Origin of the sequence: Micromonospora sp. L31 (assembly GCF_052068075.1) — a bacterium.
GTDB lineage: Bacteria > Actinomycetota > Actinomycetes > Mycobacteriales > Micromonosporaceae > Micromonospora > Micromonospora purpureochromogenes.
Genome location: NZ_JBQHDC010000017.1, coordinates 1 through 18,448, shown reverse-complemented (window position 1 = coordinate 18,448; position 18,448 = coordinate 1). Strand labels below are relative to the sequence as shown.

Genomic DNA, 18,448 nt, shown 5'->3' with positions numbered 1-18,448 from the left:
AGACCCCACCGCGCCCGCGGTGTCAACGGAATCTTTTCAACAAGCCGTTGATAGCTGGCCCGGCCCGCTGCACCAGGGCGGCGTACCCGACGCCCAGCGCCAGCGACGCCACCAGGGCCAGCAGCGGCTGGTCGCGCAGGTGCGGGTAGACCTGCCAGTGGGTCAGGTAGATGTACAGGGAACTGCCCGCCAGCACGCCGGCGACCCGGTTCAGCGGACCCAGGCTCGGCACGGTCGGCAGCCAGACCAGGAGTGCGAACCCCGCCACGATCAACGCCTCCCGCTGCGGCTGGCCGAAGAAGCCCGGCACGGTGGCCGCCGCGGCGGCGGTAACCAGCAGCCGCTGCCGTACCCCGTCGGCGCGGGCCGCCGCCCACCCGAGCGCGAAGAGCCAGAACGCCACGATCGCCGTCGGCAGGTCGTACCGGGCGTCCAGGCCGAACACGTCGTAGCGGCTGAGCAGCCCGAGCCCGGCGAGGGTCAGCGGCAGGCCGAACGGGTGGCGGCGTTCCAGCCGGTCCAACCCCGGCACCGCCAGCAGGACGGCCACCGCGACCAGGATGTAGACCAGCGCCTCGACGAACCAGAAGTGCCACTCGGTGCGCCCGTCGTCCGGGCCGACGAGGCTGTTGAGCAGCAGCAGGTTGCTCCACCGGTACTGGTCGGTGAGGACCAGCATCGCCGCGATCCAGGCGGTGGTGGGCAGCACGATCCGGGTCAGGGCGGAGCGGACGTGTCGCAGCCGGTCGGTCCGTCCGGCGTCGGTGAGCAGGAACCGGGCGAAGTTGAAGCCGGCCACCCCGAGCAGGAGGTGCGCCCCACCGGTGAGGGTGAACATCGGGATGTGCGAGCCGACGACCAGCACGATCGCCACGGCCCGCAGCGCCACGCTGGTCTCCAGCGCCCGCCGGCGGCGCGGCCGACCGCTGCGCGGCGAGGGCAGCGCCCCGATCGGCAGGGTGTGCCAGTTCGGCGGCAGCTGCCCGAGCACCCGCTCCAGGCGGACCGACATCTCGACGTACGACAGCGAGTCGCCCCCCAGGTCGACGAAGCTGTGTTCCGGGGTCACGTCGGTGCGGTCCAGCACCTCGGCGAAGAGCCGGCACAGGTCGTCGTCGGGGGCGGGGGCCGACGGCGTGGGCGGGGCGACCGGCCCGGCCGCCAACTCGCGCAGCGCCGGGTAGTCCACCTTGCCGGTAGCCAGCCGGGGCAGCCGCGGCAGCGCCAGCACCCGCACCGCCCGGGGTGGCAGGGCCAGCTCGCCCGCGACCAGCCGGCGGACCCGCGCCGGGTCCACCTCGCCGGCCACCGCCACCAGCAGCTCGTCGTCCGCGCCCAGGCAGGCCGCGTCCACGTCGTGCGCGGCCAGCAGCGCCTCCACCCGCTGCGGGTCCACCCGCAGGCCGAGGATCTTGGCGAACCGGCTGCGCCGGCCCACCAGCTCGTACAGGCCGTCCGGGCCGCGGCGGGCCAGGTCGCCGGTGTGCAGCTCGGTCACGGTACGCCCCGACGCCAGGTCGGCCGGGCGCTCGGCGTAGCCGAGCATCACGTTCGGGCCGGCGTACACCAGCTCGCCGACGCCGTCCGGCTGCTCCGGCAGCGCAGCGAGCCGGAACTCGCCGCCCGGCACCGGCACGCCGATCGCCTCCGGTCGGCTGGTCGCCAGGTCCGGCGGCAGGTACGCCATCCGGGCCGTCGCCTCGGTCTGCCCGTACATGACGAACAGGTCCCAGCCGCTGCGCCGGCCCAGCTCGGCGAAGCGGACCACCTTCGCCGGCGCCAGCCGGCCGCCGGCGGCGGTGACGTAGCGCAGGTGCGGCAGGTTCATCGCGGCGAAGCCGACCCGGTCCAGCAGGTCGAAGGTGTACGGCACCCCGGCGAAACTGGTGGCCCGGGCCTGGCGGAACAGCTCCCAGAAGCAGTCGTCGGCGACCGAGCGGTCGGTCAGCACCAGCGCGGCGCCCAGGGCCAGGTGGCTGTTCACCACCGACAGGCCGTAGCAGTAGTGCAGCGGCAGGCTGGTGGCCGCCCGGTCGGTCTCCCGCACCCCCAGGTACTCGGCGATCGACTCGGCGTTGGCCTGGAGGTTGGTGTGCGACAGCCGGACCAGCTTCGGCGAGCCGGTCGACCCCGACGTGCTCAGCAGCAGCGCCAGGTCGGGGTGCAGCTCGTGCGCCGACCCGGCCCGCCGCTCGTGCAGCGTCCACACCCCGTCGACCGGCCCGATCACCACGTCCGGGTCGTACGCCTCGGTCAGCGCCCGCGTCGCCGGGCCGTCGCCGGGCACCAGCAGGACCGGGTGCCCGCCGTGCAGGCCGGCCAGGTAGCCCACCAGGGCGTCGACCGTGTTGGCGCCGGTGACGAGGACCAGCCGCCGCCGCGGACCCAGCCGGCGCGCGGTCTCGGCGACCCGGCCGGCGAGCTCGGCGTACGACAGCACGCCGTCGGCGGTGACCACGGCGGGGCGGTCACCGTGGTCGGCCAGGTCGCGGGCGAAGGACACCGCGCGCACGGCCGGCAGCAGGTCAGGCGGGTGCGTCACGGGGGTCACTCTAAGGTGAGGCAACCCTAATCAGAAGTGCAGGTGGCGAGACACACGGCTGGGTACCGTGGTCGCGTGACCTCCTCCCGCACCGACCTCTCGCCGCTGGCCGACCTGCTGGCCGGGCCGCTGGTGCCCGCCGCGCGCGGGCTGCTCGGCTGCCGACTCTCCGCCGGTGGCGTCACCGTCCGGATCACCGAGGTCGAGGCGTACGCGGGGACGGCCGGCGACCCCGCCTCGCACGCGCACCGGGGGCGCACCCCGCGCAACGCCGTCATGTTCGGCCCGGCCGGCCACGCCTACGTCTACTTCACCTACGGCATGCACTGGTGCATGAACGTGGTCACCGGCCCGGACGGCGAGGCCGCCGCGGTGCTGCTGCGCGCCGCCGAGGTGGTCGACGGCCTCGAAGCGGCCCGCGCCCGCCGACCCGCCGTACGCCGGGACGTCGACCTGGCGCGCGGCCCGGCGCGGCTCTGCGCGACCCTCGGCATCGACCGCTCGGCGTACGGCCTGGACCTGCTCGGCGACGGCCCGGTCCGGCTGCGGCCGGCGGTGGCGCCGGTGCCGGAGGCGGCGATCTCCGCCGGCCCCCGGGTCGGGGTGACCGGGGCGCACGACGTGCCCTGGCGGTTCTGGATCACCGGCGATCCGACGGTGAGCAGCTATCGGCGGCACGTCCCGCGCGCGCGGGGTTGAGCTTCCCGGCGTGGCCGGGCGATTCTGTCGGGGGGTGTGGCCATAATCACGCCACGCGTTCACGACTGATCGGAGGACGGTCATGCCCACGCTGCTCGCGATCGGCACCGCCAAGGGGCTCTTCCTCGCCACCAGTCCGGGCGGGCGCGGCTGGGAGGTGAGCGGCCCGCACTTCCCGATGACCGGGGTCTACGCCGTCGCCGTCGACCCCCGCCCCGGCACGCCCCGACTGCTCGTCGGGATGACCAGCTCGCACTTCGGGCCGAGCGTCGCCACCAGCGACGACCTCGGTGCCTCCTGGGCCGAGCCGGAGCTGGCGCCGGTGGCCTTCCCGGCCGACACCGGCGCCAGCCTCGGCCGGGTCTGGCAGATCGTCCCGGGCGGCGCGGACGCGCCGGAGGTGGTCTGGGCGGGCACCGAGCCCTCCGCGCTGTTCCGCTCCACCGACGGCGGGCGCAGCTTCACGCTGGTCCGCTCGCTCTGGGACCACCCGCACCGGGAGCAGTGGGGCGCGGGCTTCGGCGGCCAGGCGGTGCACACCGTGCTGCCGCATCCGCGCGACCCCGACCGGATCCTGGTCGCCATGTCCACCGGCGGGGTCTACCGCTCCGAGGAGGCCGGCCGGAGCTGGTCGCCGGGCAACACCGGCATCCGGGCCTACTTCCTGCCCGACGAGTGGCCCGAGTTCGGCCAGTGCGTGCACAAGGTCGCCCGGGACGCGGGCAACCCGGAGCGGCTCTACGCGCAGAACCACCACGGCGTCTACCGCTCCGAGGACGACGGCCGCACCTGGACGTCGATCGCCGATGGCCTGCCCAGCGACTTCGGCTTCCCGATCGTGGCCCACCCGTCGCGCCCCGGCACGGTCTTCACGTTCCCGCTGGTCGCCGACTCCCAGCGGTACCCGGTCGACCACCGGTGCCGGGTGTTCCGCTCGACCGACGCCGGCGACAAGTGGGAGCCGCTGTCGGTGGGGCTGCCGGACGAGCCGTTCCACCCCTCGGTGCTGCGCGACGCGATGTGCGCGGGCGGGGCGGGCGACGTCTACTTCGGCACCCGCTCCGGCGAGGTCTACGCCAGCCGCGACGACGGCGACTCCTGGTCGCTGGTCGCCGCCCACCTGCCCGACGTGCTCTGCGTCCGGGCGGCGGAGGTCTGACGATGGTCACCGTGCTGGTGCCGGGTCCGCTGCGCGGTGAGGCCGGCGGCGCGAGCCGGCTCACCGTGGAGGCCGCCGGATCGGTCGGGGCCGTCCTCGACGCGCTCGCCGACTCCTGGCCCCGACTGGCCCGCCGGATCCGCGACGAGCGGGGCGAACTGCGCCGGTACGTCAACGTCTACGTCGACGGGGAGGACTGCCGGCACGCCGGGGGAGTGGCCGCGCCGGTCGCCGACGGGGCCGAGGTGCAGGTGCTGCCCTCGGTGGCCGGCGGCTGACGCCCGACGGGGCAGCCCACGTATCCATGATCCGCTAGCATTCGGCGCTCACCTACGACGGACAGGGGAGCGGCGGCATGGACGCGCACCAGGCGGGTTACCTCGTGGGGCGGCTGGCCTGCCTCGTCATCCCGCTGCTGCTGATCGTCGGGCTGGTCGTGCTCGGCGTGGTCCTGCTCGTCCGCAAGGGCCGTCGGACCACGCCGCCGCACCACCCCGGCGGATTCCACCCGGCGCCCGGGACGTTTCCCACGCCGCCCTATCTGGCCCCGCCGTCGTCCGGCCGGTGCTACCCCGTGCCCGGGCCGCCCGCTCACCCCGGGCCGGAGCCGCACGGTGAGAGGTACCCGCCGCACGGGTGGTCGCCGCCGGGAGATGGTTCGAGGTGAGCGACATGCCTGCCAGGCATATTGATGCCTCACCGGCATGTCGCTCGCTCGAACATCGATCAGCCGGGCACTGCCGCTGACGTCGCAAAACTCGCCGCCGGCCCGTCGCCGGCGCGCTTTGCGGCGTGTCGCGGTGACCTCGCCGCCGGAGGGCGCGACACGCCGCAAACGGCAGCGGGCCGAGCGACGCGTCCAGGTGATGTCCGGGGGAAGCGCCGCCCCCACGGTGACCGGGGCCACCCCACGACACTTCGACGGTGGAATAGTTGATTCGTCAAATATGTTGTGGGCAGCGTCCGGGTGGCCACCGCGGCCCCGGTCTTCCCACGCGAGGAGCTGGTCATGCAGTTCGGAGTCTTCACCGTCGGTGACGTCACGGTCGACCCGACCAACGGTCGGGAACCGACCGAGCATGAGCGGATCAAGGCGATGGTGGCCATCGCGCTGAAGGCCGAGGAGGTCGGCCTCGACGTCTTCGCCACCGGCGAGCACCACAACCCGCCGTTCGTGCCGTCGTCGCCCACCACCATGCTCGGCTACATCGCGGCCCGCACCGAGCGGCTGCTGCTCTCCACCTCGACCACGCTGATCACCACCAACGACCCGGTGAAGATCGCCGAGGACTACGCCATGCTCCAGCACCTGGCCGACGGCCGGGTGGACCTGATGATGGGTCGCGGCAACACCGGGCCGGTCTACCCGTGGTTCGGCCAGGACATCCGCAACGGCATCCCGCTGGCCATCGAGAACTACGACCTGCTGCGCCGGCTCTGGCGCGAGGACGTCGTCGACTGGCAGGGCCGCTTCCGTACCCCGCTGCAGTCGTTCACCTCGACGCCGCGCCCGCTCGACGGCGTACCGCCGTTCGTCTGGCACGGCTCGATCCGCAGCCCGGAGATCGCCGAGCAGGCGGCCTACTACGGCGACGGCTTCTTCGCCAACCACATCTTCTGGCCCAAGGAGCACACCCAGCGGATGGTCGGTCTCTACCGGCAGCGCTTCGCCCACTACGGGCACGGCAGTCCGGAGCAGGCCATCGTCGGCCTCGGCGGGCAGGTGTTCGTCCGGAAGAACTCGCAGGACGCGGTCCGGGAGTTCCGGCCGTACTTCGACAACGCCCCGGTCTACGGGCACGGCCCGTCGCTGGAGGAGTTCAGCCGGGAGACCCCGCTGACCGTGGGCAGCCCACAGCAGGTCATCGACCGCACGCTGGGCTTCCGCGAGTACGTCGGCGACTACCAGCGGCAGCTGTTCCTTCTCGACCACGCGGGCCTGCCGCTGAAGACCGTCCTGGAGCAGCTCGACATCCTCGGCGAGGAGGTGGTTCCCGTGCTGCGCAAGGAGTTCGACGCGCTGCGCCCCGCGCACGTGCCCGAGGCGCCCACGCACGCCTCGCTGCTCGCCGCCCGGGACGCCGCCGGCCCGACCGGCGCGGAGGCGGCCCGATGACCCGGCGCACCCTGGCCGTGGTCTCGGCCGGTCTCGGCCAGCCCTCCTCGACCCGACTGCTCGCCGACCAGCTCGCCGCGGCCACCCGCGACGAGCTGGTCCGGCGCGGCCACGAGGTCGAGCTGCGCACCATCGAGCTGCGCGACCACGCGCACGACGTGGTGAACAACATGCTCACCGGGTTCCCGTCGGCGGCGCTGCGCGAGGCCCTGGACACGGTGGCCGGCGCGGACGGCGTCGTGGCGGTCACGCCGATCTTCAACGCGTCGTACAACGGGCTGTTCAAGTCCTTCTTCGACGTGGTGGAGGCCGGGTCGCTGGTCGACCGGCCGGTGCTGATCGCCGCCACCGGCGGCACCGCGCGGCACTCGCTCGCCCTGGAGCACGCCCTCCGCCCGATGTTCAGCTACCTGCGGGCCGTGGTGGTCCCCACCGCGGTCTTCGCCGCCCCCGAGGACTGGTCGGGCGGCACCGCCGACGGCGCGCTGCGCGGCCGGATCCAGCGCGCCGCCGTGGAGCTGGCCGACCAGGTGGAGCGCCGACCGCCGTCGACCGGCCCGGTCGACCCGTTCGCCCTCACCACCGACTTCGCGCAGCTTCTCGGCCGCCGGGACGGCTGAGGGGTCAGTCCGCCCGGTCGTACGGGTGGGCGACCAGCACCGGGCAGTGTGCGTGGTGCACGACCGTCTGGCTGACGGAGCCGAGCAGCAGCCCGGTGAAGCCGCCCCGGCCCCGGGTGCCGATCGCCAGCATCGAGGCCGCACCGCTCGCCTCGATGAGCCCCTGCGCCGCGCCGGCCGCCCGGACCGGGTGCTCGCGCACCACCAGGTCCGGGTGGTCGGCCCGGACGGCGGCGGACGCCCCGGCGAGCAGCCGCACCGCCTCCGCCTGGTACGCGGCCTGCGACTCCTCGACCTCCTCCGGCACCGGACGGTCCCCGTCGGGCGGGCCGACGTGCACCAGCACCAGCGGCACGTCGCGGCGGGCCGCCTCGTCGGCGGCGTACCCGGCGGCCAGCCCGGCGGACTCCGAGCCGTCCACCCCGACCACCACCGGCCCGTCCACCGGGATCGGTTGCTCGTCGGGGCGGACCACCAGCACCGGGCAGTGCGCGTGCGCGGCGACCTGGGCGCCGACCGAGCCGAGCAGCAGTCCGGCGAAGCCGCCCAGGCCCCGGCTGCCCACCACCACCAGCTCGGCGCGGCGGGACTCCTCGATCAGGGTGGCGCCCGGGCCGCCGGCGACCTGGCGTACCTCGACGGTCAGTCCGGGCCACCGGTCGGCGAGCTCCGCCGCGGTGCGTTCCAGCATCTTCCCCGACTCCTCGGTGGGCGCCGGCAACCCCAGGTCGTACGGGTTGAGCGGCACCCCGTAGCCGAGCGGATGCAGGTAGCCGTGCACCAGGTGCAGCGGCCGGCGGCGCAGCGCGGCGGCCCGGGCCGCGTGCTCGGCGGCGACCAGGCTGGACGGCGATCCGTCGACGCCCGCCACGACCGGTCGGTTCATCAGCCCTCCCACGACTCGTCAGCTCATTGTCGACGTACCCGGCGCACGGCACGGGCATTCGGCGCCGACCCGCGCGCCGCCACCCATTGTCGGCGCCCTGGGCGTCAGCGCCCGTGGATCGGCGGCGGCCGGACGGCGGCGGCCTTTCGGTCGCCGGGGCCGGGACCATCGGCCCTGACGTCGTCGGCCGGCACGGTGTGCAATGGAGTCAGGACACCGAGGTCCCCCGGCCCCGCCGAGGTGAGGAGGACCAGCCCATGACCCCGCTGGACATGCTGCGTGAGCACCCGTTCCTGACCGGCCTGCCGCCGGAGTGGCTGCCCCGGCTGACCGGGTACGCCCGGCCGGTGGCCTGGCATCCCGGCCACCGGCTGTTCCGCGCCGGCCAGCCGGCGGAGCGGTTCTGGCTGGTCCGGGGCGGCGAGGTGGCGCTGGACTTCCCGGTGCCCGGGCGGGGCGATGTCGGCATCGAGATGATCGGTCCGGGTGGGGTGCTGGGCTGGTCCTGGCTCTTCCCGCCGTACCGCTGGCAGTTCGGCGCGGTCGCCGTGCGGCGCACCACGACGGTGGAGTTCACCGCCGCGGGAGTGCGCCGGTTGATGGACTCGGACGACGCGCTCGGCCGGCAGCTCACCACCCGGTTCATGAGCGTGGTGGTGGACCGGCTCCAGGCGTCCCGGGGGCGGCTGTTGGACCTGTACGGCTACCCGACGTCGTCGGCGAGCTGATAGGTCCGCTTCCGCTGCGGGGGGCGTGGCGCGCCGACCGGCGGCCGCCGGCGCCGCCGGCCGATCAGGGTACGCGCGGCGAGCGCCGCCGCGACGGCCAGCAGGACGACCGCGAGCGCCTGACCGAGGAAGGTCCCCACCGCGTACGTCAGGTCCTCGGGCCGGGCCGCCACGGGACCGTCGGCCCACTCGGCCAGCTGTGCGTCCAGCCCCGCCGCCAGCACCAGCCACCCCGCCCCGGCGGCGAGCGGGCCGGCCGACGCCCGGGGCAGCAGAACCGCCAGCGGCACCGCCACCAACAGCGTCACCTGGAGGGCGAGCGCGGCGGTCGGGGTGCCGAGCCGGGGGTCCAGCGAGGTCCAGACGTCGAGCGCCACCGCGTCGGCGACCCCCAGCCGGGGCAGCGCCAGCACGAGCAGCGCGCCCGACAGGGCCGCCCCGGCCGCCGTGACCAGGGCACCCCGGGTGCTCCGGCGCGGTGTCACCACCAGCAGCGCGAGGGTGGCCAGCGACAGCACCCCGACCGCCCACGGCGTGCCGGCCACCCGCAGCGCCAGCCGCACGGTGTCCAGCGGTCCGCACTCCACCGCGTAGTGGTCGCACTCGTACGCCCACCCGCCCACCCACAGCAGCGTCTCCCAGGCCAGCAGCAGCACGCCGACCCCGACCGGCAGCGCCGGCAGCAGCAGGACCCGGCGACCCACGGAGGTGGCCGGGGCGGCCCGCCGCACCAGCCCGGTCAGCCACCGGCAGAGCAGCACCGCCGCCGCAGCGAGCACGACCAGGCTGGGCAGCAGCGGCCACCCGTCCGGCCGTGGCTGGTGGACCAGTCCGGCGTACGGGGCGAGGTACGTCCCGGCGAGCAGCCCCGCGGCGAACACCGCCCCGAGCGCGGCGGGCCGCTCCGGGCGCCCGGCGAGGTGGCGTCCCCGTACGTCGCGCCAGACGCCATCGGCCAGGAAGATCGCCGGCTGGATCGCGGCGAGCGCCAGCACGGCGAGCCCACCCCAGAGCACCTCCTCGCCGGCCGGCACGGCCAGCACCTCGTCGGCGACCATCAGCTCGACGAGGAGCTGCGCGTTGGTCAGCGCGACCGCGGTGAACACGCCGCCGGCGAAGAGCTGCCCGAGCGGGAAGGTCAGCGCGGCGGTCGGGTCGGCCAGCGCGGCGAGGCGGGTGGCCACGCTCGGGTGCCGGTCCCACAGCCGCTCCCACAGCCGGCTCGGCAGCCCCCGGGGCGCCTCGGGCCCCTGGTGCAGGGCGACCCGGATGCCGTCCGGGTCGCCGCCGGCGGCGCGGACGTCCGCCTGGTGCTCCCGCAGCCGCAGGAACGCCCGGGTGGCGAGCTCGGCGAGGACGGCCAGCAGGGCCGCCCGCACCACCACGCCGAGCGCCCCGCCCGCCGTCAGCGGGCCCGGCACCCAGATCAGCAGGGCGAGCATCAGCAGCCCGGTGCCCAGCGCGGTGGCCCGGGTGCTGATCCGCAGCACGGTGGCGAAGCGCAGCCGCAGCAGGTCGTGGTTCTGCACGTGGGCCAGCTCGTGCCGGAGCACCGCCTCGAGGACCGCCCGGCCCTCCGGGCCCTTCGCCGCTGTGGCGAGCAGTTCCGGCCCGAGTGCCACGTAGGGCTTGTCGCCGGTGCCGCCGGTGAAGGCTCGCCGTCCCAGCCGGGTGCCGAGCAGCACCGGGGTCGGCCGGCGCAGGGTGACCGAGGCGAGCACCTCGGCGATCACCTCCTCGGCAGCGCGGAACATGCCTGGTTCCAGCGGCCGGGTGTGGCGCCGCTGCCGCCGGGTCTGCCAGGCGAAGAGCACCACACCGGGCACCGCCAGCAGGTTGAAGAAGTTCGACATCCGCACGAACATCTCGCTGCACGGGTGATCGAGCACGTCCCCGAGGCCGCAGCCGGGCCGGGCGAGCACGGTCAGCCCGAAGACGACGGCGAGCAGCACCGCCGAGCTGAACACCAGCGCGGCGAGCGGGAGCAGCAGGAAACCGGTCTCGTCCGGCCGTCCGCGCCAGACCGGGGTCGGCGCGCTCACCGGTCGGGCTCCGGGTCGAGCACCAGGGCCGCGACCACGGCGTCGGCGATGGCCGCGGCGAGGGCCGGTTCGGCGCCCAACGCGGTGGCCCGCGCGGACGCCACGGCCCGCACCCGGGCCAGCTGCTCCCGGCTGAACTCGGCCGGCGGTGGCGGCGCCGGTCGCCGGCGCAGCGCGCCGAACAGGCCGCGGGTGGCCCGGCCGCCGAGCTGTTCCAGCTCGCCCTCCGCGCCGCGCAGCAGCGCCCCGGTCACGGTCGCGCAGACCAGCGTCACCACCGGCGTCACGGTGGCGACCGCGTCGAGCACTCCGAACTCCAGCCGGCCGCCGTCGGTGGAGGTGTCCACCCCGGTCAGGTACGGCGCGGCCAGCACGTCGAAGGCGGGCAGCTCCTCGGGGGCGAGGTGGGCGACCACCGTACGGGCGAGCACGGTTATCCGGTCGACGTCGACAGGTCTGGGTGACATGCCTCATTGGTAGCGGGCGGTGACCACCCGTGCCACAGTGGGCACTGTCCGTTATCCGTCGCCCTGCCCCGCCGGGCCGGCGCGCCGGTGCACGATCAACTCGTCCACCTCCAGCCGGCCGATGCGCAGCTCCCGGATCACGGCCCGGCGCACCGCCAGCCGGCCGATCGCCAGCACGCCCAGCGCGGTGGCCCCGCCGGCGAGCGCGGACACCGCCAGCGAACCGATCGCCGCGGCACCGACCGCCCGGGCACCCACCGCCAGCGCGCCGGTCGCCACCGCGCCGACCGCCCGCGGACCGGCGACGCCCCGTCGACCCCGCCGCTCCCACATCCCCCGCATGTGCCGATCCTGCGCGCCAACGACCCGCGCCACCCCGCGCCCACCCGCACCTCCACCGGCCGGGTGAACCCCCGAACGCCGAACGCCCCGAGCGGACCAGCCCGATCCGGGTGCACTTTCCCGGAAAGCGTGGCTATCCGGCCCCGAATAGGCACGCTTTCCGGGAAAGTGCCGCCTCCAGCACAGGGGCCCGGGGTGGGCGGTGTGGCCGGCGGTGCGGGGGTGTCGGAGTGGGTGCGTATCGTCCGGGGGCGTGACGGCCAACCTCCAGCTGCGCCCGGTGCGCGACGACGACCTGCCCGTGCTCTTCGGCTATGGGCAGGATCCGCAGGCGAACTGGATGGCCGCCTTCGGCCCCGCCGACCCGACCGACCGGGCGGCCTTCGACGCGCACTGGTCGCGGATTCGCGCCGACCCGCGGATCGTGGTGCGCGCCGCCACCGTCGCCGGCGAGGTGGTGGGGCACGTGACCGCCTTCCCGGTCGAGGAACGCACCGAGGTCAGCTACTGGATCGACCCGACCCGCTGGGGCCGGGGGTACGCCACGGCCGCGCTCGCCGCGCTGCTGCGCGAGCTGCCGCAGCGGCCGGTGCACGCCCGCGCCGCCAAGGACAACCGCGCCTCCCTCGCCGTCCTGCGCAAGTGCGGCTTCGTCGTGGTCGGCGAGGACTCCGGATACGCCGCCGGCCGCGGCACCGAGGTGGAGGAATGGGTGCTGGAGCTGCCCGCCGAGGCGGCTGACCAGCGCAACCACTAGTGTCCCCGGGGTGAACTGGCTGGAACTCGTCGGCTGGGCCGGCTCCGCGCTGCTGGTCTGGTCCCTGCTGCAGACGCGCATCCTGCGGCTGCGCGCGCTCAACCTCGTCGGCTGCCTGATCCTCATCGGCTACAACGCCGCCGTGCACGTGTGGCCCATGGTCGGCCTGAACGTGGTGCTCACCGTGATCAACGTGTGGTACCTGCGGAAGATGCTGGCCACCCGGCACGACGAGGAGACCTACCAGGTGGTCGAGGTGGGCGTGGACGACCAGTTCCTGGCGCACACGCTGCGGGTGCACGCCGCCGACATCGCCCGGTTCAACCCCGACTTCCGGTGGGCGGCGCCCGCCGCCGAGCGGTCGGCGTTCCTGGTGGTGCGCGCCGACGAGGTGGTCGGCGTGGTGCTCTCGCACGCCGAGCCCGACGGGGTGGCCCAGATCGACCTGGACTACGTCACCCAGCGGTTCCGCGACTTCACCCCGGGGGAGTTCGTCTACCGCCGCAGCAGCCTGTTCACCGACCGGGGCTTCCGCCGGGTGGTCAGCCCGCCCGGCATGGTCGCCCCCTACTACCACCGGCTCGGTTTCCGCCCCGAGGGCGGCTCGTATGTGCTGGACCTGCCGACCTCCACTCCGGCGTAGGCGGCACCCGCCCGGAGGATTCACCCGGGTCCGCGCTGGGCACTGACAGGCCTACGCCGGTCGGGTCCTCCGTCCGGCGGTGTCGGCCACGGCGGCCGGCGCCGGTCGCGTGAGGGAGAGAACCGGGCGTGCAGAGCTACTGGAGCCAACTGGCCCTGGTCGGAGTCCTGGTGGTCCTGAACGCGATGTTCGCGGGCAGCGAGATGGCGCTGGTGTCGCTGCGCGACAGCCAGGTGCAGCGGCTGGAACGCGCCAGCCGGGCCGGGCAGGTGCTGGCCCGCCTCGCCAAGGACCCGAACCGGTTCCTCGCCACCATTCAGATCGGCATCACGCTGGCCGGTTTCCTGGCCTCCGCCGCCGCGGCGGTCTCGCTGGCCAAGCCCCTGGTGCCGCTGCTCGGGTTCTTCGGCGGCGCCGCCGAGACGGTCGCCATCGTGGTGGTCACCCTGGCGCTGACCTTCGTCACCCTGGTCTTCGGCGAGCTGGCGCCGAAGCGGATCGCCATGCAGTCCGCCGAGCGGTGGGCACTGCTGGTGGCCCGCCCGCTGGACCTGCTGGCCACCGTCACCCGGCCGGCCGTCTGGGCCCTCGGCGCCACCAGCGACCTGGTGGTACGCCTGGTCGGGCTCAACCCGAAGCACCAGCCCGAGGAGATCGGCCCGGACGAGCTGCGCGACATCGTCGCCGGCAACCACGGCTTCACCAAGGAGCAGCGCACCATCATCGCCGGCGCGGTGGAGATCGCCGACCGGCAGCTTCGGGCGGTCCTCGTACCCCGGTTGCAGGTCTTCACGCTCGACAGCGGGACCACCGCGGAGGCCGCCCGGCTGCTGCTGGCCGCCACCGGCCACTCCCGGGCCCCGGTGGTCCGGCACGGCGGCCTGGACGACGCCGTCGGTGTGATCCACCTCCGTGACCTCGTCGGCGTCCCCGACGACCGCCCGGTCGACGAGTGCGCCCGCCCGCCTATGCTGCTGCCCGACTCACTGCCGGTGGTGGACGCGCTGCGCCAGTTCAAGGCGGAGCGGCAGCACATCGCCCTGGTGGTGGACGAGCGCGGCGCCGTCGACGGGATCGTCACCCTGGAGGACATCCTCGAGGAGATCGTCGGGGAGATCTACGACGAGACCGACCGGGACGTCCGATCGGTGCGCACCGAGGCCGACGGCGCGCTGCTGCTGCCCGGCACCTTCCCCGTGCACGACCTGCCCGACATCGGTGTCGAGGTGCCCGCCCGCCCGGCCGGCGACTACACCACCGTCGCCGGCATGGTGCTGGCCTGCCTCGGGCACATTCCCACCGTCGCGGGGGAGAGCGTCACCATCGACGCCTGGGAACTGGAGGTGTCCGCGATCGACCACCGCGCGATCACCCAGGTCCGACTGCGCCGCGTCGCGCCGCCCGCCGACGAGAGCACCGACCAGGAGGAACAGCTCCTGGACGAGGCCCGCAGCTGACCCGACCGGCGGCCGGGCGTCCACCCGCCCGCCGGCGTCCGGGCGAGCCGGGGGGAACGACGAGAACCGGTGGCCGGACGGCGGCCGCGAGCCCGGGCGGTCGGACCGGGTCAGGATCCCGGGTCGCCGAACGGGAAGCCGGACACCGGCGGCAGGAGCTGCACCTGGTCGGCGGGGACCTGCCGGCTGCCGCGGCTCACCGCCCGCGCCACCACCCGGATCGCCCACGGCCCCGACGGGTGCCGCTCCGCCCCGATCAACCGCCCCACCACCCGGCTCCACCAGTGCCGGGTGACGATCACGTCGGTCAGCCGCAGCGGGCCGTCCGGGAAGCCCCCGCGCACCACCACGTCCACCACCCGGCCGAGCCGCCGGCCGTGCAGGTCGTACGCGGCGCGGCCGAGCAGCTCACCCGCTCGCACGGCCGGCTCCGGGAATCCGGTCGATCAGGTGCCGGCGCAGCCAGGCCTCCGCCGGCGGCCGGGGCAACTCGTCCGCACGGGTGCGCAGCCGTACCGCGCTGTCGATCCGGGCGACCTGGGCGAACGGGATCTGTCGCGGCCGCACGGGCGGATCGTCGGCGAGCCGGTCGGCGACCGCGACCAGGAATCGGCCCGTCCGTCCGCCGATCCGCCGGGCGAGCGCCGCCTGGCCGGTGAGCAGGAAGGCCACGTACGGGACGCCGTCGGCGTCGACGGCGAACTCCACGTCGTCGACCTTGCCGACCAGCCGGCCGTCGCGGTCCACGATCTGCCGGTCCAGCAGCTGCCGGCCCAACTGGAGCCTCATCGGCCCATCCCCGTCGTGACGGCGAGCGGGATCGCGGCCACCGACGCCGCCACGATCACCACCAGGAACACCGCGCCGAGCAGGTTCAGCAGCGGCCCGTTGACCCGGTCGCCCAGGTACGTCCGGTCGTTGGCCACGATCAGGATCGGCAGGTACGTCAGCGGCAGCGCCACCGCGCTGACCACCAGCATGTACTCGGTCAGTCGCACCGGGTCGACCGAGGTGAGGAGCACCAGCACCCCGAGCAGCACGCTGACCAGCAGCACGCTGTGGAAGCGGGCCGCGTCCCGGGGGTTGACCCGCTTGCCCCACTGCCAGCCGAAGTACTGCGCCGCCGTGTACGCCGCCGACAGCCCCGTCTCCAGCGCGGCGCCGAAGGTGACCGCGAAGAACGCCAGCGCGGCGATCGCCAGCCCCACCCCGCCGAAGGCGATGACCACCGGCGCGGCCACCTGGTCGAGCGTCGACAGCGTGGTGCCGGTCGGGTGGAAGACCACCGTGGCGGTGGCCACCAGCGACAGGGCGAGGAACCCGCCCACGGGGAAGCCGACCAGCACGCTCGCCCGGGCGTCGGCCAGGTCGGCGGCGCTCCACTTCTCCTCCACCCCGCCGGAGGAGAAGAAGAACACCTCGTACGGGCTGACCGTGGAGGCGAACAGCGCGACCCCCACGAACCAGTACGCCGCCCAGCCCTGCCCGGCCGCGCCGGGGTGCAGCGCGCCCCGGGCCAGCGCGCCCCAGTCGGTCGGCAGCCGGAACAGCGCCACCGCGAACACCACCAGGGCCAGCCCGGCCAGCCCGAAGACCCGCTCCATCAGCTGGAAGCGCATCCGCCACAGCACCAGCCAGACCCCGAACGCGGCCACCGGCACCCACAGCAGGTAGCTCACCCGGGAGGCCAGGTGCAGGGCGAGCGCCACCCCACCCAGCTCCGCGGCCAGGGTGAGCACCGTGACCAGGTAGGACGCGACCAAGTTGAGCAGCGCGACGCGCGGCCCGAGCCGCTCCCGGACCAGGTCGAACACCGCCCGGCCGCTCACCGCCGCGATCCGGCCGGCCATCTCCGCGTACGCGCAGATGCCGACCACCCCGGCCACCAGCACCCAGCCGTGCCCCATGCCGAAGCGGGCGCCCGCCTGGCTCGCCGCCACGAGGTCGCCGATGTCGACGAAACCGCCGACGGCCGACAGCACGCCGAGCGTGGCGGCCAGCAGCTTCTTCACCTCGGGTACGCGTCGGCCGGCGTCATCGAGGCCGACGATAGCGGCGCGCGGACCCGCTTTCCCGGCAAACCGGGCAGGCCCGGTCGGTCAGCCGGCGGTGAGGTTCTGCAGGCGGACCTGGCCGCGCGAGACCAGCCGGCCCTCCCCGTCGGTGATCTCCACCTGCCAGAGCTGCTGGCTGCGACCCCGGTGCACCGGAGTGCCGACGGCGGTCAGCTCGCCGTCGCGGACCGCGCGGAGGAAGTCCGTCTGGTTGGACACGCCGACCACGGTGCCGCGCCCGCCGAGCCAGATCGACCCGCCGACGCTCGCCGCCGTCTCCACCACCGCGCAGTACACGCCGCCGTGCTGGATGCCGAACGGCTGGTGCAGCTCGGGGCGGACCTCCCAGCGGATGACCACCCGGTCCGGGCCGACCTCGTCCAGCTTCAGCCCGAGCAGGGCGACCAGCCCGCCCGTCAGGTCCGGCATCTCCACGACGTTCCTCCTCGATTCGCGGAGCCGCCAGCCTAGTCAACCGCCGGAACGACCAAACCCGGTACGGTCCGGTGCCCGGCATGGGGGAGAATCGGTGACCGTGACCGACAGCAACCTCCCGCACGGGCGGGACTCCCTGACCGAAGACCTGCGGTGGCGGGGCCTGATCCAGGACTCGACCGGCCTCGACGAGCTGCGCGAGCTGCTCGACGGCGGGAGCGCCACCTTCTATGTGGGCTTCGATCCGACCGCGCCCAGCCTGCACGTCGGCCACCTCATGCAGGTCGTCACCGCCCGCCGGCTCCAGCTCGCCGGCCACCGCCCGCTGCTGCTGGTGGGCGGGGCGACCGGGCAGATCGGCGACCCGAAGGAGAGCGCCGAGCGGACGCTCAACCCGCCGGAGGTGGTCGCCGGCTGGGTCCAGCGCATCCACGACCAGCTTTCGCCCTTCGTGTCGTACACCGGGGAGAACGCGGCGCAACTGGTCAACAACCTGGACTGGACCGGCGAGATGTCGGTGGTCGAGTTCCTTCGCGACGTCGGCAAGCACTTCCCGGTGAACAAGATGCTGGCCCGGGAGGTGGTCCGGGCGCGGCTGGAGACCGGCATCAGCTTCACCGAGTTCAGCTACCAGCTGCTCCAGGCCAACGACTTCTTCGAACTGCACCGCCGGCACGGCTGCCAGCTCCAGTACGGCGGCTCGGACCAGTGGGGCAACATCACCGCCGGCGTCGACTACGTGCGGCGCCGGGGCGCCGGCCCGGTGGAGGCCTTCACCACCCCGCTGGTGACCCGGTCCGACGGGACGAAGTTCGGCAAGACCGAGGGCGGGGCGGTCTGGCTCGACCCCAATATGACCAGCCCGTACGCCTTCTACCAGTTCTGGATCAACGCCGACGACCGAGACGTCACCCGCTACCTGCGCTACTTCAGCTTCCGCTCCCGTGAGGAGATCGAGGCGCTGGAGAAGGAGACCGCCGAGCGGCCGGCCGCCCGGTCGGCCCAGCGGGCCCTCGCCGAGGAGCTGACCACCCTGGTGCACGGCGAGCGGGAGATGGCCCAGGCGGTCGCTGCCAGCCAGGCGCTCTTCGGCCGGGGCTCGCTCGACGAGCTGAGGCCCGAGACGCTGCGGGCCGCGCTGACCGAGGCCGGCCTGGTCCACCTGGACGAGCTGCCCGACGTGGCCGGGCTGCTGCGCGACTCCGGCCTGGTGCCGAGTCTCAAGGAGGCGAGGCGGGTGATCGCCGAGGGCGGCGCCTACGTCAACAACACTCGGGTGACCGAGGCGGACGCGACGGTCGCGCCGGAGGACCTGCTGCACGGCCGGTACCTGGTGCTGCGCCGCGGCAAGCGGTCGTTCGCGGGGGTTGAGCTGCGCGGATAGTCGCCGCTGGATGATGTGACGGGGGACGCGCCCGGCCGAGTTGACGATCAACTCGCCGGGCGCGTAACTTTCTCTCTGCCAGCGCGGAACGGACGAAACAGGCGAAATGCCTGGGAG

The 18,448-nt window shown here is 74.5% G+C and carries 20 protein-coding genes; 11 read left to right on the top strand and 9 right to left on the bottom strand.

Annotated features, from left to right (window positions below):
• Positions 1–22: 22 nt before the first annotated feature.
• Positions 23–2,542 (bottom strand): AMP-binding protein, encoded by a 2,520-nt coding sequence (locus ACTMS9_RS28835; RefSeq protein ID WP_441166476.1) that lies wholly within the window; start codon positions 2,540–2,542, stop codon positions 23–25.
• Between the two features lie 75 nt (positions 2,543–2,617).
• Here ACTMS9_RS28835 and ACTMS9_RS28830 point away from each other — a divergent pair, with 75 nt between their 5' ends.
• The 6 genes from ACTMS9_RS28830 to ACTMS9_RS28805 all read left to right on the top strand — a co-directional run bounded on the left by ACTMS9_RS28830 (position 2,618) and on the right by ACTMS9_RS28805 (position 7,136).
• Entirely contained in the window at positions 2,618–3,241 is a 624-nt protein-coding gene (locus tag ACTMS9_RS28830; RefSeq protein ID WP_357610162.1) for a DNA-3-methyladenine glycosylase, read from the top strand.
• Between the two features lie 82 nt (positions 3,242–3,323).
• Complete coding sequence (locus ACTMS9_RS28825; protein ID WP_441166475.1) at positions 3,324–4,400, top strand: WD40/YVTN/BNR-like repeat-containing protein; 1,077 nt, start codon at positions 3,324–3,326, stop codon at positions 4,398–4,400.
• Between the two features lie 2 nt (positions 4,401–4,402).
• Positions 4,403–4,678, top strand: coding sequence for a ubiquitin-like small modifier protein 1 (locus ACTMS9_RS28820; protein WP_088962682.1), 276 nt, complete (start codon positions 4,403–4,405; stop codon positions 4,676–4,678).
• Between the two features lie 77 nt (positions 4,679–4,755).
• The gene (locus ACTMS9_RS28815; RefSeq protein ID WP_441149223.1) at positions 4,756–5,067 is read left to right on the top strand and encodes a hypothetical protein; all 312 of its coding nucleotides are present in this window, start codon (positions 4,756–4,758) and stop codon (positions 5,065–5,067) included.
• 342 nt (positions 5,068–5,409) lie between these two features.
• The gene (locus ACTMS9_RS28810) at positions 5,410–6,516 is read left to right on the top strand and encodes an LLM class flavin-dependent oxidoreductase (protein WP_441149224.1); all 1,107 of its coding nucleotides are present in this window, start codon (positions 5,410–5,412) and stop codon (positions 6,514–6,516) included.
• Complete coding sequence (locus tag ACTMS9_RS28805; protein ID WP_441149225.1) at positions 6,513–7,136, top strand: FMN reductase; 624 nt, start codon at positions 6,513–6,515, stop codon at positions 7,134–7,136. Before ACTMS9_RS28810 ends, ACTMS9_RS28805 begins: the two co-directional genes overlap by 4 nt.
• A gap of 4 nt (positions 7,137–7,140) precedes the next feature.
• On the opposite strand, the gene ACTMS9_RS28800 is transcribed toward ACTMS9_RS28805, so the two are convergent.
• Positions 7,141–8,022 (bottom strand): universal stress protein, encoded by an 882-nt coding sequence (locus ACTMS9_RS28800; RefSeq protein WP_441149226.1) that lies wholly within the window; start codon positions 8,020–8,022, stop codon positions 7,141–7,143.
• A 257-nt stretch (positions 8,023–8,279) separates the two neighbouring features.
• Between ACTMS9_RS28800 and ACTMS9_RS28795 the strand changes: the two genes are divergently transcribed.
• Positions 8,280–8,750, top strand: coding sequence for a cyclic nucleotide-binding domain-containing protein (locus tag ACTMS9_RS28795; protein WP_154937978.1), 471 nt, complete (start codon positions 8,280–8,282; stop codon positions 8,748–8,750).
• Here ACTMS9_RS28795 and ACTMS9_RS28790 read toward each other — a convergent pair.
• From ACTMS9_RS28790 to ACTMS9_RS28780, 3 genes are read right to left on the bottom strand one after another with little or no spacing between them, the layout of a single operon-like run.
• Positions 8,726–10,792, bottom strand: coding sequence for a M48 family metalloprotease (locus ACTMS9_RS28790; RefSeq protein WP_441166474.1), 2,067 nt, complete (start codon positions 10,790–10,792; stop codon positions 8,726–8,728). The genes ACTMS9_RS28795 and ACTMS9_RS28790 overlap by 25 nt on opposite strands.
• Positions 10,789–11,259, bottom strand: a complete 471-nt coding sequence (locus tag ACTMS9_RS28785) for a hypothetical protein (RefSeq protein ID WP_441149228.1) — start codon at positions 11,257–11,259, stop codon at positions 10,789–10,791. The genes ACTMS9_RS28790 and ACTMS9_RS28785 overlap by 4 nt, the downstream gene beginning before the upstream one ends.
• A gap of 51 nt (positions 11,260–11,310) precedes the next feature.
• Positions 11,311–11,601 carry a hypothetical protein gene (locus tag ACTMS9_RS28780; RefSeq protein WP_441149229.1) on the bottom strand — a complete coding sequence of 97 codons (291 nt, stop codon included), beginning with the start codon at positions 11,599–11,601 and terminating at the stop codon, positions 11,311–11,313.
• A 253-nt stretch (positions 11,602–11,854) separates the two neighbouring features.
• Here ACTMS9_RS28780 and ACTMS9_RS28775 point away from each other — a divergent pair, with 253 nt between their 5' ends.
• The 3 genes from ACTMS9_RS28775 to ACTMS9_RS28765 all read left to right on the top strand — a co-directional run bounded on the left by ACTMS9_RS28775 (position 11,855) and on the right by ACTMS9_RS28765 (position 14,458).
• The gene (locus tag ACTMS9_RS28775) at positions 11,855–12,358 is read left to right on the top strand and encodes a GNAT family N-acetyltransferase (RefSeq protein ID WP_441166473.1); all 504 of its coding nucleotides are present in this window, start codon (positions 11,855–11,857) and stop codon (positions 12,356–12,358) included.
• 10 nt (positions 12,359–12,368) lie between these two features.
• Positions 12,369–13,001, top strand: a complete 633-nt coding sequence (locus tag ACTMS9_RS28770; RefSeq protein WP_238450274.1) for a YgjV family protein — start codon at positions 12,369–12,371, stop codon at positions 12,999–13,001.
• A gap of 128 nt (positions 13,002–13,129) precedes the next feature.
• A complete protein-coding gene (locus ACTMS9_RS28765) occupies positions 13,130–14,458 on the top strand; it encodes a hemolysin family protein (protein ID WP_441166472.1) in 1,329 nt (442 codons plus the stop codon).
• A 110-nt stretch (positions 14,459–14,568) separates the two neighbouring features.
• Here ACTMS9_RS28765 and ACTMS9_RS28760 read toward each other — a convergent pair whose 3' ends face one another.
• The 4 genes from ACTMS9_RS28760 to ACTMS9_RS28745 all read right to left on the bottom strand — a co-directional run bounded on the left by ACTMS9_RS28760 (position 14,569) and on the right by ACTMS9_RS28745 (position 16,941).
• On the bottom strand, positions 14,569–14,880 hold the full coding sequence (locus tag ACTMS9_RS28760; protein ID WP_441149233.1) for a PRC-barrel domain containing protein: 312 nt from the start codon (positions 14,878–14,880) through the stop codon (positions 14,569–14,571).
• Positions 14,867–15,247, bottom strand: a complete 381-nt coding sequence (locus tag ACTMS9_RS28755) for a hypothetical protein (RefSeq protein WP_441149234.1) — start codon at positions 15,245–15,247, stop codon at positions 14,867–14,869. The genes ACTMS9_RS28760 and ACTMS9_RS28755 overlap by 14 nt, the downstream gene beginning before the upstream one ends.
• Entirely contained in the window at positions 15,244–16,470 is a 1,227-nt protein-coding gene (locus tag ACTMS9_RS28750; protein ID WP_441166471.1) for an NRAMP family divalent metal transporter, read from the bottom strand. Before ACTMS9_RS28750 ends, ACTMS9_RS28755 begins: the two co-directional genes overlap by 4 nt.
• An 87-nt stretch (positions 16,471–16,557) precedes the next feature.
• Positions 16,558–16,941, bottom strand: a complete 384-nt coding sequence (locus ACTMS9_RS28745) for a PaaI family thioesterase (protein WP_172894699.1) — start codon at positions 16,939–16,941, stop codon at positions 16,558–16,560.
• Between the two features lie 106 nt (positions 16,942–17,047).
• Here ACTMS9_RS28745 and tyrS point away from each other — a divergent pair, with 106 nt between their 5' ends.
• On the top strand, positions 17,048–18,331 hold the full coding sequence (tyrS, locus tag ACTMS9_RS28740; protein ID WP_441149243.1) for a tyrosine--tRNA ligase: 1,284 nt from the start codon (positions 17,048–17,050) through the stop codon (positions 18,329–18,331).
• Positions 18,332–18,448 lie beyond the last annotated feature (117 nt).

Coding starts and splice junctions, on each gene's coding strand:
- ACTMS9_RS28800 (WP_441149226.1), bottom strand. CDS start 8,022: ATGAACCGACCGGTCGTGGCGGGCGTCGACGGATCGCCGTCCAGCCTG.
- ACTMS9_RS28785 (WP_441149228.1), bottom strand. CDS start 11,259: ATGTCACCCAGACCTGTCGACGTCGACCGGATAACCGTGCTCGCCCGT.
- ACTMS9_RS28825 (WP_441166475.1), top strand. CDS start 3,324: ATGCCCACGCTGCTCGCGATCGGCACCGCCAAGGGGCTCTTCCTCGCC.
- ACTMS9_RS28755 (WP_441149234.1), bottom strand. CDS start 15,247: ATGAGGCTCCAGTTGGGCCGGCAGCTGCTGGACCGGCAGATCGTGGAC.
- ACTMS9_RS28745 (WP_172894699.1), bottom strand. CDS start 16,941: ATGCCGGACCTGACGGGCGGGCTGGTCGCCCTGCTCGGGCTGAAGCTG.
- ACTMS9_RS28810 (WP_441149224.1), top strand. CDS start 5,410: ATGCAGTTCGGAGTCTTCACCGTCGGTGACGTCACGGTCGACCCGACC.
- ACTMS9_RS28815 (WP_441149223.1), top strand. CDS start 4,756: ATGGACGCGCACCAGGCGGGTTACCTCGTGGGGCGGCTGGCCTGCCTC.
- ACTMS9_RS28805 (WP_441149225.1), top strand. CDS start 6,513: ATGACCCGGCGCACCCTGGCCGTGGTCTCGGCCGGTCTCGGCCAGCCC.
- ACTMS9_RS28795 (WP_154937978.1), top strand. CDS start 8,280: ATGACCCCGCTGGACATGCTGCGTGAGCACCCGTTCCTGACCGGCCTG.
- ACTMS9_RS28780 (WP_441149229.1), bottom strand. CDS start 11,601: ATGCGGGGGATGTGGGAGCGGCGGGGTCGACGGGGCGTCGCCGGTCCG.
- ACTMS9_RS28820 (WP_088962682.1), top strand. CDS start 4,403: ATGGTCACCGTGCTGGTGCCGGGTCCGCTGCGCGGTGAGGCCGGCGGC.